This window comes from Corynebacterium poyangense (assembly GCF_014522205.1).
Classification (GTDB): Bacteria; Actinomycetota; Actinomycetes; order Mycobacteriales; family Mycobacteriaceae; genus Corynebacterium; species Corynebacterium poyangense.
In genome coordinates, this window is sequence record NZ_CP046884.1 from 2,030,535 (window position 1) to 2,043,522 (window position 12,988).

The 12,988-nt window shown below is 52.4% G+C and carries 16 protein-coding genes and 3 tRNA genes; 12 read left to right on the forward strand and 7 right to left on the reverse strand.

Translation table 11 applies throughout. The features are described 5' to 3' along the window. Positions 1-2: 2 nt before the first annotated feature. From GP475_RS09560 to GP475_RS09575, 4 genes are all read right to left on the reverse strand, one after another. Positions 3-464 (reverse strand): acyl-CoA thioesterase, encoded by a 462-nt coding sequence (locus GP475_RS09560; protein ID WP_187974168.1) that lies wholly within the window; start codon positions 462-464, stop codon positions 3-5. A gap of 376 nt (positions 465-840) precedes the next feature. After that, positions 841-2,511, reverse strand: coding sequence for an energy-dependent translational throttle protein EttA (ettA, locus tag GP475_RS09565; protein ID WP_187974169.1), 1,671 nt, complete (start codon positions 2,509-2,511; stop codon positions 841-843). 63 nt (positions 2,512-2,574) lie between these two features. Further along, positions 2,575-3,081: a single-stranded DNA-binding protein gene (locus GP475_RS09570; RefSeq protein ID WP_187974170.1), complete on the reverse strand. Its 507-nt coding sequence runs from the start codon at positions 3,079-3,081 to the stop codon at positions 2,575-2,577. A gap of 198 nt (positions 3,082-3,279) precedes the next feature. Then, positions 3,280-5,550, reverse strand: a complete 2,271-nt coding sequence (locus tag GP475_RS09575) for a cytochrome c oxidase assembly protein (RefSeq protein WP_187974171.1) — start codon at positions 5,548-5,550, stop codon at positions 3,280-3,282. Between the two features lie 143 nt (positions 5,551-5,693). Here GP475_RS09575 and GP475_RS09580 point away from each other — a divergent pair. The 6 genes from GP475_RS09580 (at position 5,694) to GP475_RS09605 (ending at position 8,274) form a co-directional block, all read left to right on the forward strand. Continuing rightward, positions 5,694-5,767, forward strand: a tRNA-Arg gene (locus GP475_RS09580). A 214-nt stretch (positions 5,768-5,981) separates the two neighbouring features. After that, a complete protein-coding gene (locus GP475_RS09585) occupies positions 5,982-6,266 on the forward strand; it encodes a DoxX family protein (protein ID WP_187974172.1) in 285 nt (94 codons plus the stop codon). Positions 6,267-6,443: 177 nt separating this feature from the next. Continuing rightward, positions 6,444-6,647 (forward strand): hypothetical protein, encoded by a 204-nt coding sequence (locus tag GP475_RS09590; RefSeq protein WP_187974173.1) that lies wholly within the window; start codon positions 6,444-6,446, stop codon positions 6,645-6,647. 29 nt (positions 6,648-6,676) lie between these two features. Beyond that, positions 6,677-7,477, forward strand: coding sequence for a mycolate reductase (gene cmrA, locus GP475_RS09595; RefSeq protein WP_187974174.1), 801 nt, complete (start codon positions 6,677-6,679; stop codon positions 7,475-7,477). Positions 7,478-7,501: 24 nt separating this feature from the next. After that, positions 7,502-8,152: an oligoribonuclease gene (gene orn, locus GP475_RS09600; protein WP_394367385.1), complete on the forward strand. Its 651-nt coding sequence runs from the start codon at positions 7,502-7,504 to the stop codon at positions 8,150-8,152. 49 nt (positions 8,153-8,201) lie between these two features. Further along, a tRNA-His gene (locus GP475_RS09605) sits at positions 8,202-8,274 on the forward strand. 169 nt (positions 8,275-8,443) lie between these two features. Here the strand turns inward: GP475_RS09605 and GP475_RS09610 are convergent. After that, positions 8,444-9,619 (reverse strand): L,D-transpeptidase, encoded by a 1,176-nt coding sequence (locus GP475_RS09610; protein ID WP_187974175.1) that lies wholly within the window; start codon positions 9,617-9,619, stop codon positions 8,444-8,446. Positions 9,620-9,863: 244 nt separating this feature from the next. On the opposite strand from GP475_RS09610, the gene GP475_RS09615 reads away from it, so the two are divergent. Continuing rightward, positions 9,864-9,936 (forward strand) — tRNA-Lys (locus GP475_RS09615). Here the strand turns inward: GP475_RS09615 and GP475_RS09620 are convergent. Continuing rightward, positions 9,898-10,224: a helix-turn-helix domain-containing protein gene (locus GP475_RS09620; protein ID WP_316932489.1), complete on the reverse strand. Its 327-nt coding sequence runs from the start codon at positions 10,222-10,224 to the stop codon at positions 9,898-9,900. The two genes, GP475_RS09615 and GP475_RS09620, sit on opposite strands and share 39 nt — an antisense overlap. 94 nt (positions 10,225-10,318) lie before the next feature. On the opposite strand from GP475_RS09620, the gene GP475_RS09625 reads away from it, so the two are divergent. Then, the gene (locus GP475_RS09625; protein ID WP_187974176.1) at positions 10,319-10,504 is read left to right on the forward strand and encodes a helix-turn-helix transcriptional regulator; all 186 of its coding nucleotides are present in this window, start codon (positions 10,319-10,321) and stop codon (positions 10,502-10,504) included. Positions 10,505-10,706: 202 nt separating this feature from the next. Here the strand turns inward: GP475_RS09625 and GP475_RS09630 are convergent, their stop codons facing one another. Further along, positions 10,707-10,856, reverse strand: coding sequence for a hypothetical protein (locus tag GP475_RS09630; RefSeq protein WP_187974177.1), 150 nt, complete (start codon positions 10,854-10,856; stop codon positions 10,707-10,709). 44 nt (positions 10,857-10,900) lie between these two features. Here GP475_RS09630 and GP475_RS09635 point away from each other — a divergent pair, with 44 nt between their 5' ends. The 4 genes from GP475_RS09635 (at position 10,901) to GP475_RS09650 (ending at position 12,905) form a co-directional block, all read left to right on the forward strand. Then, positions 10,901-11,140, forward strand: a complete 240-nt coding sequence (locus GP475_RS09635) for a hypothetical protein (protein WP_187974178.1) — start codon at positions 10,901-10,903, stop codon at positions 11,138-11,140. Positions 11,141-11,318: 178 nt separating this feature from the next. Beyond that, positions 11,319-11,690, forward strand: coding sequence for a hypothetical protein (locus GP475_RS09640; RefSeq protein WP_187974179.1), 372 nt, complete (start codon positions 11,319-11,321; stop codon positions 11,688-11,690). A gap of 517 nt (positions 11,691-12,207) precedes the next feature. Then, positions 12,208-12,636: a WhiB family transcriptional regulator gene (locus tag GP475_RS09645; RefSeq protein ID WP_187974180.1), complete on the forward strand. Its 429-nt coding sequence runs from the start codon at positions 12,208-12,210 to the stop codon at positions 12,634-12,636. Next, positions 12,636-12,905: an HNH endonuclease gene (locus tag GP475_RS09650; protein WP_187974181.1), complete on the forward strand. Its 270-nt coding sequence runs from the start codon at positions 12,636-12,638 to the stop codon at positions 12,903-12,905. Before GP475_RS09645 ends, GP475_RS09650 begins: the two co-directional genes overlap by 1 nt. Positions 12,906-12,988 lie beyond the last annotated feature (83 nt).

The window sequence follows — 12,988 nt, forward strand, 5'->3', positions numbered from 1 at the left end:
GCCTACTCATCATCCTTAGTGGCGTCGTCGGAGTCCTCCTCGGTGTCTTCGTCGGCGCGCCGTTCCAAGACTTTGAGCTCTTGAGCTGTGATGGCACGAGGACGGGAGGTGTCAATGTCTACCGCTACTTGCACGCACTCTACGACGCATCCCACTCGCCCCTGGCGATCTTTGACCTCTTGACGAGTAGTAAAGGATGTGCGCCCAATTTCTACTACTGATGTTTCTACGGTGGCTACCACGGTATCGGGAAGAATAGGACGTAAATAGTCGACGTCGAGGTGCCGGACAAAAACTGCTGGGATTTCCAAACCACGTCCGACAAATTCCTGTTGGGCAAATTCCAGACGTGCTTCCTGAGCGATCTCAATGTATTGAGCATTATTCAGGTGTCCGAACCGATCAAAGTCAGTCCAGCGCAGCGGCACCGTGGTGCTGTGCATTACCGACTGCGGTTGCGTCATTCTGGGGATCCTCCTGCGACTTCGTGTAATTCGGACCGATATGAGGTATTTATAGGACCGGCATAGGACCGGATATTAGCACCCCATGGTAAACCCAAGCGGATGTTATAGCCCGGAAAATTATACCAGCCCAGCGAACCTACTAAGAATTCTATGGCGATAGAATCCAGAGTCTTCATCGGATAAGCGGGATTATTTATTAACTTACGGGAGTGCACTGATCAATGCACCGACTCTGAGGAACAAGGACAACTTCGGGAGAAAGGCCACGTATCCTCGACTAACTCATTGTGCTCCGAGCAGAAAATTTTCCCGGATTAGGAAAGAAAATACCCCGTCAGGGGGTGACGGGGTAGGTGGTGAAGGCTAGACCACGCTAGCGGGTCAGCTTCCGATGTGTACTCGACGCAGGCCGATTGGCGTCCGGGCCGAGACGCTCTTCTTTGTTCTTCTCATAGTCTTCAAAGTTGCCTTCAAACCAGAACCACTGGCCTTCCGCAACATTGCCTTCCCACGCCAGGATATGGGTACATGTCCGGTCGAGGAACCACCGATCGTGAGAAATCACCACAGCGCAACCTGGGAATTTCTCCAAGGCGTTTTCCAAGGACCCGAGGGTTTCAACATCTAGGTCATTGGTGGGCTCGTCCAAGAGAATGAGGTTGCCACCGATTTTCAGCGTCAACGCCAGGTTCAGCCGGTTCCGCTCTCCACCAGATAACACTTTGGATGGTTTTTGCTGATCTGCCCCTTTAAATCCGAAAGCAGACAAGTACGCGCGGGAAGGCATTTCATTTTGCCCAACATGGATGTAATCCAACCCGTCGGATACTACCTGCCACACGGTTTGTTCGGGATCGATGTTTTCTCGGTTCTGGTCCACGTAGGACAACTTGACGGTATCGCCGACCTCTACGGAACCAGAGTCTGGTTGCTCAAGCCCAACAATGGTCTTAAATAGCGTGGATTTCCCCACTCCGTTTGGGCCGATTACACCGACAATTCCGTTGCGCGGCAGCGTAAACGACAAATCCTTAATCAGCGTGCGACCATCAAAACCCTTGGTGAGGTTTTTCACCTCAACTACTTTGTTACCGAGACGCGGCGGAGTAGGGATTTGAATCTCTTCAAAATCAAGCTTCTTATACTTTTCCGCCTCAGCCGCCATTTCCTCATAGCGCTGCAAACGAGCTCGGTTCTTAGCCTGCCGTGCTTTTTGTCCTGACCGAACCCACGCTAACTCATCCTTGAGACGTTTCTGCAGCTTCTGATCCTTCCGGCCAGCAACCTCCAGACGCGCCGCTTTCTTCTCCAGGTAATCCGAGTAATTTCCCTCATATCCGTAGAGTTTCCCTCGGTCTACCTCACAGATCCACTGCGCTACATGGTCCAAGAAGTAGCGATCGTGAGTCACTGCTAGGACCGCGCCCGGATAATCAGCCAAGTGCTTTTCTAACCACAGCACACTTTCTGCGTCAAGGTGGTTGGTTGGCTCATCAAGCAGCAACAAGTCTGGTTGGCTCAACAGTAGTTTCGCCAAAGCCACCCGGCGTCGTTCACCCCCAGACAGGTGAGTAACTGGCTCATCGGCTGGAGGGCAGCGCAAAGCCTCGAGCGCCTGATCAATCTTGGAATCAACTTCCCACGCATCGGCTGCATCAAGCTCTTCTTGCAGCTTGCCCATCTCAGCCATGAGCTCGTCGGTGTAATTCGTCGCCATTTCTTCAGCGATTTCTTCAAAACGCTGCTTCTTCTCAAAAATCCCGCCGAGACCTTCTTCTACATTGCCTCGAACAGTTTTTTCGTCATTAAGCGGCGGTTCCTGCAACAAAATGCCGACCGTAGCACCTGGATCAAGGAAAGCTTCCCCATTTGACGGCTGATCTAAACCAGCCATGATTTTCAAAATGGAGGATTTACCTGCACCATTTGGCCCGACCACACCAATTTTGGCACCTGGGTAGAAAGCCATCGTGACATCGTCGAGAATGACTTTGTCACCAATTGCTTTCCGTACCTGCTTCATCGTGTAGATGAATTCGCCCATTGTTCCCCTTCATTACAGATCTTTCTTGTCAGTAGAAGAGGGTACCCCATTAGGTGAAGAGGTTCAGAACGGCGTTGCTTGCTTTTCGTGCGATTCTGAGGCGGTATTGGCCGGACTATCAAAGAACTCGTCCACCAGATGATCAACGTCGCTATCTTTGATGAAGGTTTCTGGGGCGCTTACTCCATCAGCCCCACCGCTAGGTTGAGCACCGGTGCGCTGCCACCCTACCAGGTACTTTGCCAGATCAATCCCGACCGAATTAGCCCGCAGAATCGTGCGCGACTGCGGGTTTCCTTGGGCATCCACCCACTCATGGGTAGTGAGAATTCCCGATACGATAACCGTCACCCCCTGTTCCTGCTTAATGCTGCTTTTGATGTTGCGAGCTAGCTGTCCCCATGCTTCTACGCTGATAAAAAGCTGATCTGTTTGCCTCCACTCGCCCCCGTCTAGGTACGAACGGCTAGCAGCAAGACGAAATTCACAACAGTAGCGATTTTCTCCGAATTTCTTCAGCCGTGGAGCTTTGGTGAGATTACCGATAATAGTGACTGGAAGTTGTGGCATGATCCTGAATCCTTACTCTTGTTGTTCTGTTCCTCTCCCCCGAGCGAGGAAGTTACTCAACAGGATCTCGCAACCTTTCTCATTAAAGGTATTCCTATAACTGTAATCTGTGGAAAAATTTTCTTGTCCACAGCTCTGGTCCCGCATCTGCCTGGGGACTTAATGAGCGCTCGGGCGCTGCGCTCATCTCCGCCAGCGCTACTGGAACTCTTCCCGCTCACGCTGCTGCCGCTCTCGACGTCGCTCCAACCATGAAGAACGACACTTTTCTTGAAGCGGCATCTCCTCTTGGTAGTAATAGTGCGCCTGCATATTCCCCTCCCCGGCGTTCATCCGGGCTAGCAATTCGTTATACGCTGCCAGGGACTGTTCAGTCGTTTCTTCCTCAGGCTCCTGTTCGGTATCTCTCGGCTCAACAACCACGGCTTTACCCTGGTCTCTGAGGCTTTCTTCACGATCTAATCGAGCATCTTCCTTAGCTTCTTTTTCCTTATCTTCTCGTAGAAGATTCCGGAACAAAACCGCAAAAACAAGAGTCAATGGGAACGATCCCGACGCCCAGGCAACGCCTCCGCCTACCTTTTGGTCGTGCATTAGATCAACATCCCAGGGGATTTGAAGGCCCAGATAGAAGTCCTCGGCAAGCACGGAATTGAGCATCATGAGGTAAACACCGAAATAGAGGTGGAAAGGCATAGAGAAAACCAGCCACCCCAATTTAGACATGGTGCTGCGGTGCTGGGGTTTAGGATCTGTTCCGATCATTTCCCAAAAGTACAAATACCCGGAAATAATAAACACCCAGTTCATCCCCAAATGACCTGCGTGTTCGGAGATCAAGACGGCGTAAAAAGGCGTGGCGTAAAGAATATAGAAAAAGACGATGAATTGGACGGTATTAATCCCTGGGTGCATGAGAAAACGCAAAATCGGGTTATTTATCGCTACCAAGGTCCATTCCCGAAGTCCCGGTTGTCCTGGTTTTCCTGCTGGAACAGAATCCAAAACCAGTTGCAGCGGGGATCCTAGCACCAGGAACACCGGTACGACCATGGACAAAGTCATGTGCCCGATCATGTGCATGGAAAAGGAGGCCGGCATATAGAGGCCGATCCCCGAACACATAGTGATTAATAAGCTGGCGCATCCGAGCATCCACCAGAATGTTCGCACCCCAGACCATTTTTTCCCTTGTTGACGAAGACGATACAAACCCCAGAGGTACCCGGCAGCTAAGCCAAGAGCCAAGGTGCCGAACATGATATCGAATCGCCAAATTGTCCATATGTTGGTGATGGTTGGCTTCACGTAGAGGTCATAGCCAATTTGGATAGCCATGGAGCTAAAACTGAAGTTTCTTTGCACCGGCGGCGGGGTGCGGCCCATCGTAATTGCCAGGCCGGTAATTGCCGCCATAACTGCGACTTCGACGATGGATACTCGAATAAAAGCAGAGGTGTTCCCCCTGCTCGAAGACAGCAATTTCGGAATAGTGATTTGGCGATGAATATATCCGAAGAACGCTAAAACAATGACCCCAATTGTTTTCCCGATGATTATCCAGCCATAGGCTGTCGTCGTTAAGTCTCCCCAGGTCACTCGGATAACAGCGTTAATGAGACCCGACGCCGCCATGACCATGATTGACATGAGCGCCAACCAGGAATAGCGGCGCACAGCGATCCCCATTCCTGGCCCCAGTCGGCGCCCATGAGCAATGAGCCCCATGAGCCCGCCAACCCAGATCATTAGGAAGATGAGGTGCCAGAGATAAGAGTTCGTTCCATAATCATGGTTACCGCCCGTGGCATTGTGCCCCTGTAACCCAAGGGGAATGATGGAGAATAGCGCTCCGCCAAAAAGAAGCGGTTGGCTTATCCACTTTCGGCAAAATAACCCGCAAATCCCGGTGATCATGGCAATGACGGCTACCCAAAAATAGGCGAGAGACGCTGCGACTTGATCTATAGCTATGGGCCAATTAGCTGGGCGTATGGCTGTTGCTAGAGGCTGGCCGGAAACGTCAGATAAAGCCAGGGGGATCATGAATAAGGCAATAAACCCAAAACACAATTGGCTCAGCGCTCCGGTTCGGCAGGCCAAGTGGCCGTCGACCGTCAACAGCGAGTGACTTAAGCGAGTGGTATCACGCTGCGTGTCCGTTCCGAAGGTTTCAGTTTTCGCTCCAGGTAACCGCGGCGAGATCAAGAAGCTGGAGGCCAGGAAAGAGCCCACGGACAACGCCGCCACCATCCACCCGATGGCACGGAATAAGGGATATCCGATGGTGGTGAGTGGACCAGGATCTGGAATACCTAAGGCTGCAAGGGAATCAGTGAGCAGTCCGAAGGAAATCCAGGCCCCTACTATTCCAGCGAACCCGAAGAAGACAAGATACAACGGCCAGGTTGTGGTGGGACGAGAATTCGGTTCCGTAGGGGTGTCCGGTTGAGTGCGGGTTAAGGCCATGTTCTGCACCATACCCCGCTGCCTGAAAGGGATAAGCGGGGGTAGCCGCTTTTCGCTGAATGGAATAGGTTAAAATCCTGTTTCGAAAGCTCGACGCAAAACTTGGTGCTGACACACCTTACTTGAACGTTTTAGCTTTCTTAGCCTCCATAGCTCAGTGGATTAGAGCATCCGGTTTCTACCCGGCTGGTCGCGGGTTCGAATCCTGCTGGGGGCGCGCTGCCCCGCCAGAATCATTATCATCAATGAACCGGCGGGGCCTTTTGTCTTGATACCGGGCCCAACAAAAGTGTCCGCATGATGTATCACCTACCCGAAAAGCCGCCCCACACCGAAAATTAATAGAGATTAGCTAACTTTCCGGTAGGCTGATGGTGGTTTCTCCAGATCAGTCCGATAGGTCTTTTTTCCTGCCCACGGAAAGGACAATCATGCGCTTAGCTCAGCGCTTCCTTATCCCAATGTTCACTGGCGCCGGCGTTCTTCATTTTCTTACGCCTGAGCCTTTTGACACCATTGTCCCCCAAACGCTCCCGGGTTCTGCCCGCTGCTATACCGTCGCCAGCGGGGTAGCCGAGTTAGGAATAGCTGCGGGGTTAGCCTATCCCCCTACCCGAACAAACGCCCGAATCTGCGCCATCGCTTTACTCTTCGCGGTGTGGCCAGCCAATATCAAGATGGCTTGGGACTGGCAGAAGTCGGCACGCCCTGGTTGACTCAAGGCGCTAGCGTGGATCCGCATCCCGCTTCAGATTCCCCTCATTTACTTATGCCGATAACCTACTTACTAGAAAAACCTCCTGGTCACCAGGTAAAACTAGTGATGTCTCTAGCATTCGTTAGGATAAAGGCGTCAGTATTCCCATCCACACCAGCAAGTAAAGGAATATTCCATGATCCTCAACATCATCAAACTGCCTTTTAAAGTCATCGGTTTCTTGATCAAGGCTGTTCTTAGCCTGATCACCGCCGTGGTTCTGCCGATCGCCGCCGTTGGTGGCGCCGGCTTCTTGGGCTTCAAATATCTCCAAAGCAACCCAGAAAAGGCTGAGCAGCTCAAAAACAACACCATCGAAAAGATCAAGGGCCTGCTCTAAGTCCTCGTACCTATCTGGAGAACTAACCTATGGCTTTGCCACAACCTCGTAGCGGTTCCTATGCCCTGATTACCGGCGCAAGCCAGGGCATAGGAGCAGCTATTGCCAGAGATCTCGCTAAATTCGGTCATAACCTGGTTTTAGTGGCCCGACGTCAACATGTCCTTGAGACTCTTGCTGAAGAGCTCAGGACCAAACACGGTATTGACATCATTGTTCATGCTGCGGATCTCTCTGACGACCAGCAAGTCAGCGAGCTTATCGAAGCAATGGGCCAGTGGACCATTTCCATCCTCGTTAATTCCGCAGGGATCGCCAGTTTCGGCCCTTTCTTAGAACAAGATTGGGACTATGAGACTCGTCAATTCTCTCTCAACGCCACTGCAGTTTTCCGACTCACCCATGCTGTTGTCGGCACAATGGTGAAACGCGGCGAAGGCGCTATCTGCAATGTTGGTTCGGCCGCCGGGAATCTACCAATCCCTAATAACGCGACGTATGTGTTCACCAAGGCCGGTGTCAACGCCTTTACCGAAGCATTGCATTATGAGCTCCGAGGAACCGGGGTCCATTGCACTCTTCTGGCCCCCGGACCTGTGCGAGAAGCTAAGATAGCAGAATCAGATAAGAGCATCGTCGACAAAGTTGTCCCTGATTTTTTGTGGACAACCTACGAGTCCTGTGCTCAAGAAACCATTGAGGCGCTGGCTAATAATCGTCGCCGAGTGGTTCCTGGCCCACTAAGCAAGGCCATGAATAGCATTTCCCAAATAGCGCCAACCGCGGTTTTGTCGCCCCTTATGGGTTGGTTCTATCGAAAAATGGGTTAAGGGTAGGAGTGGAAAGGAATTACTGTGTCATCATCACTACAGCCTGACCCCACACCGGCGAAATATGACCGCCTAGTGTGGATTGATCTTGAGATGACCGGACTAGATATTCACCGCCACACCATTGTGGAAATAGCCGCTCTCGTAACGGATTCCCAGCTCAATATTCTTGGTGAGGGCTTAGATATTGTGATCCATGCCTCGGAGGAGGAGCTCGCGGCTATGGATGAAGTCGTCCAAAAAATGCATGGCTCCTCTGGGTTGACCGAAGAGATTCGTCACTCCACAGTTGCGCTGCACGAAGCTGAGGATGCAGTTTTGGAGCTCATCACCCAGCATTGTGATCCTAAACATCCGGCTCCCTTGGCGGGTAATTCCATAGCTACTGACCGCAGCTTTATTCGGGAATACATGCCTCGACTCGATGCGGCATTGCATTATCGAATGGTTGATGTGTCTAGCATTAAGGAACTAACTCGTCGCTGGTATCCGCAGGTGTATTACCACCAGCCGGACAAGGGCATGACTCATAGAGCATTAACAGACATCATCGAATCTGTCCGAGAATTGGACTACTACCGCAGAGCAGTGTTCGTTGATTCACCGGGACCTGATGCGGAGGAATCTACCGCAGCAGCCACCCACTCCCAGGCCGCCTACCAGCCGTTTTTGTGATTTTGCGATCATCGGTTAAGCTATCACCCGTTGCTAAAAAGCAGCGATGGTGGCTGTAGTTCAGTTGGTAGAGCACCAGGTTGTGATCCTGGGTGTCGCGGGTTCGAGCCCCGTCAGCCACCCCGAAGTACCCCTTAACTCCCTCCGGAGTTAAGGGGTTTTTTGAATCTGTTTCTCCGTGTAGCCCAAGACCTCAAAACTCGATGGAGAAACGGGAAAGCCACCGCTGGGCTTTGATTTCTTAAACCCCAGCAGTGGCTTTAAGCAGAAAGAGTAGAGAGAGTTACTCAGCTACTCGTCGGCGTTTCCGGCTTTCCAGGTTTCCCACGGAATATTCCAGTCACCTAGACCGTCATAGCCTGAGAGAGTGCCGCCCTGCGTATTACGGACCCAGACAAGGTCACCGCGCTTAGAGATCTGTTGGAACCACCGGGCAGCGTCATCAGTGACATTGACACAACCATGAGATGTATTGGTATTACCTTGAGCCCATACGGACCAGGGTGCCCCGTGAACATAGATGCCCGAATAAGACATTTGGGTAGCCCAGTTCACCTTGGTTCGATAACCACCATGGTCATGAGAAAGACCATACGTTTCAGAATCCATCACCATGGAGGGATTTAAATCACCGATGATGTAGGTACCATTTGGTGTCGGCCAACGACTAGATCCCAAAGACACCGGGATTGTGCGCAGCAATTCCCCATTGCGATACACCTCCATGGTTTTAGTGTTGTCATCGACAATGGAAATGACGCGGTCTCCGATAGTGAAATCGGTACTGACGTCGGATGAACCGTAGTAATCGTTACCCAAATTCACGCCGTATAACTTGGCTTCAACCTTCACATGGGTTCCAGGCGCCCAGTAGTCCTTGGGGCGCCAGCGAAGCTCGACGTCACTAAGCCAATAGAAGGCGCCTTCAACCCCAGGATCAGTGGTGACTTTGATAGCATCCTGCGCTGCTTTGCGGTCATTGACCGGGGCGGAAAAACGAATCCCGATGGTCTGCCCGACACCAACGGTGGATCCTTCAATAGGGCTCAGCGAGGCATCAACAGTTGCCGCAGGTTGCATGGTTTGAAAAGTTGAGGTGGTTTTCTCACCATTTTTATCCGTAGCCGTAACTGTATAGGTGCGGTAATACCCCAGAACCTCATCCGTTGTCCAGGACATGCCATCATCGGAGAGTTTTGATTTCACCTCATAGCCATTTTCATTGACCATGGTTACTTTGGAAAGCCCCTCGTCCTGGGACTTCACTGTCACTGGCTCCGTGGGATTGACATCAGTAGCGTTGTTATTCACCGAAATTTTCGGTGGCTGCGGTGCGGCTTCTTGCTGCGAGGCATCACCAGAGGAACCTGACCCATTGATGGTGCATCCGGTCAACACCAAAGCTGAAGCACACACTAACGCCCCGCAGATTCGACGCCATTGCGTGCCTACGTCGCCACGCCTCATTGATTACCTCTCCCTCATTTCTAGACAGCTCCTCTAGGGTACCGCTGACAATGGACAGACAAACAACCAGAATCGCCTTAAATCCAGGTTGTTGCTGAACCGTTACCGAACCTTCAACTTCTCCACAGAAAAATTCAGTTTTTATCATCTGCCAGGCAATTTTGCTCTAGCAGAGTCTCAGTGCTATATTCTTTTTCGTTGCAGAGCAGCCGGGGCAACCATCATGCCTGGCGTGCCCCGCTTCGCGCCATTAGCTCAATTGGTAGAGCAACTGACTCTTAATCAGTGGGTTCGGGGTTCGAGTCCCTGATGGCGCACTCACTACCCCCGTCGGGACTATTCCCCGCGGGGGTTTCGCCTGTCTCCAACCAATGCAAATCGACCCCCGTAGCAAAAGCAAGCGCGATGAGGGAGGCACGCCGCGGGGTTCCCTTGCCGTACTCAATACGAGCTATTGTTGCACGCCCAACGCCGGACCGCTCACTCAGTTCGTCTTGGGTCAAACCCGCTACTTCCCGAGCTTTTCGCATACGGTCCGATAGCTCAAATTTGGGGATTAATCCGGCAATTTGAATCGCGTTAGTCATGCCATCAATTGTGACCATATCCTGCACTTTGAGTCAAGTAGCTCATTCTAAATGATGTAATAGACTCAAATAAAACTTGCATGTCGAGAACTGTTGGTATTAAATGATGTACATGAATCATTTGGACCTCATAGGAACAAAGGATGTTGCCCGGATAATCGGACGTTCACGCGCAACAGTCCTCCGAATGGTGCAAGCCGGAGAATTAACTCCCGCTGGCTTTATAGGAAATAGAAAAATCCGCGTCTTCAGTCGGGCTGAGATTGAAGCTCTCGCAAGAAATGAGGGGGCGAAGTGATGTCATCCCCGGAAAACGACACCGCAAAGCGCCTACTCGAAACCGACGAAATTCTTTTCGAGTACACGCTCACAATCGCCCATACATACCTGAGAGCCGCTTACATCCAAGCAGGTAAGGGCCAACGGGCAGAACACATTAGACAAATCGCTGAGACTATCCGCGACGCGCTCGACATTCCGCCCGAGGGCTACGGCAATGACTAGTCCTTGTTCTCATACCGGCGAACGAATTCCTCTAAATCTTCGTCGGTCTTCCGTAGGTCCTCTTTCGCTCGACGGTTACGTTCCGACGCGGCCGCGCGCGAAATCTTGCCTAATTCTCGGACCTCTTTCAAGAATTCCTGCTCCATCTTTTCACCTCCCTTCGGTTTCTTAAAAGAAAGGCTACATTCTCATGACTATCACCTATGACGTCATCGATAAAGCAACTAAAGAACTTCCTGTCGTGAAAAAGTATTCCTGCTTAGACGCCTATAAAAGTCTATTCGAGTGGCTGCTTAGCGCTCACGCTCAGGAGAATGACGACTTTGCGGTCATTTGGAAAAAAGCGGTGGACGCCTTACCGGACACCCACCGCGAACTACTCGGCGTTACTGATGAACTTCCGAAGCCGGTAGGAGATGAGTCGCTGTGATGGGTTCCGCTATTGATGTGAACACCGCTGCTCAGTTGCTCGTTACGACCCCGAACCGGGTTATCCGTATGGCCAGAAGCGGCGAGCTACGAAGTGTTGCTAAGCACCCGACGATGATCGCTCGCCGCGACGTGGTGAATCATCCGCGCTACGTGTACAAGGCTCAGGGGGCGACAAAATGACCGACACTAAGCTGCTCACTAAGTCGAATCTCGACATGCTGCTCAGGGTGGTCGATCTTCGCCGCGAGGACGCTTTGCAATACAAGCAAACAGTTCTCGCCGCCCAATGGGGGAAAGTACGTAAGTTCCTCGAAGCGTATTACGACGCGGACGGGTGGAACCGCTGCCGAGCACTGGCATTAGCTCAGCGGTGCAACGAAATAGGAATGGACCTAGACCTTGATCCGCTGCGCGACCAAGACGAGATAAGGCCGTGGTTCGACGCTTATGACCTCATCCTGGACCTGGTGAGTATCGCTGAGAAAATCCATTCCCCGACCATGCGAGCTTTGCTCGATCACTACGCGGAAGTCATGGACCGTGATTAGCCGGTTACGGAGCGGCCCGCGTAGCGCAAACATTCCTCAGTTCATATCTATCCCTTGTTTGTGCTCTTTGTGGCCGATGCTAGCGACACGAACGCGGGTCGCGCCGTATCCGTTATAAGGCCTAATCCGAATCAATAAACCCACTTGACCACGGTGGTTGAACGTGGTTTCCGATTAATCCTCGGAGACGTCCCCGGTTAGAGCGGGATTACTTTCCGATGTCAGATCGCTACCCGGTTAAGGCAGACCCGGACGGGAGTGGTTGATGACCACAAGCGGTCTGACAGTTCCCCGGTCCTGACGCGTGCGAGTAATTCCCGTGGCGTGACATTGAGGCGGGCGACGGCATGGCTCCAGCGACGGGCAAAGTGTCAAGGCTCCAGTGTGTTCCTTATATCAAAGGGGGACACCTCCGCAAGCTCAAACATCCACCACAACAAACAAAGTGCCACGCGGGTAGCCGTTCCCGAATGGTGGGACGTTAACCCGCTCAACGATCAATAGATAGGAACTGACTATGAAACTTACTGATAAACGACCGAATGATAATCACGCCTGGCTCGAACACGCGCGGTGTGCTGGCATGGACCCTAAGGTATTTGACATGCCTGGATATGCCCGGTCCCGTGACACCTTGCTAGGTCCGTGGCTCGTCGCTGCTCGGGTATGCGCACAGTGCCCAGCGTGTAAGGAATGCGCCCGTGATGTGCTGGACCGGTGCCCGTGGCCGGGAACGGTTCGGTGCCTACCACTTCACCATGACTCACGCTCGTCCCGATGGATACTACGCACCCGGCGTAAATCGTTGAAGCTGATCGCTGAGGGACAAACCACGGTCCAGGACGAGCTAACCCGCTACGTGCCACCGTGGGGTAGGACAAAGCTAGCTAGCGTGCTAGACGAGCCTGACAGCCCGGTAGCCGCCCTACCCGGTGGGGTGGGGTGATGGGGCCTAGGTGGGGTGGTACACGGGCCACCCGGCTAACCGCCCTGACCCTAGCCACCTACGGGGACCGGTGCCACCTCTGTGGAAAGCATGGCGCAACAACAGCTGATCATCTCGTGCCACGGTCCCGGGGTGGGGACGATGCGATAGAGAACCTGCGACCGGCTCATGTTGCGTGCAATTCCATGCGAGGTTCCATGCCTATCGAAGAATGGAGACGAAAACATCCAATCTATGAACAAAAATGTTCAGCAAGTCGAAAATGGTAGAAAATTGTGGGAAAATCGCCGTGTCGGTCGTTTTTTAAAAACGCCTGGTCGCGGAAGCCCCGCGCCAGCCCTCTTTTCCCCCC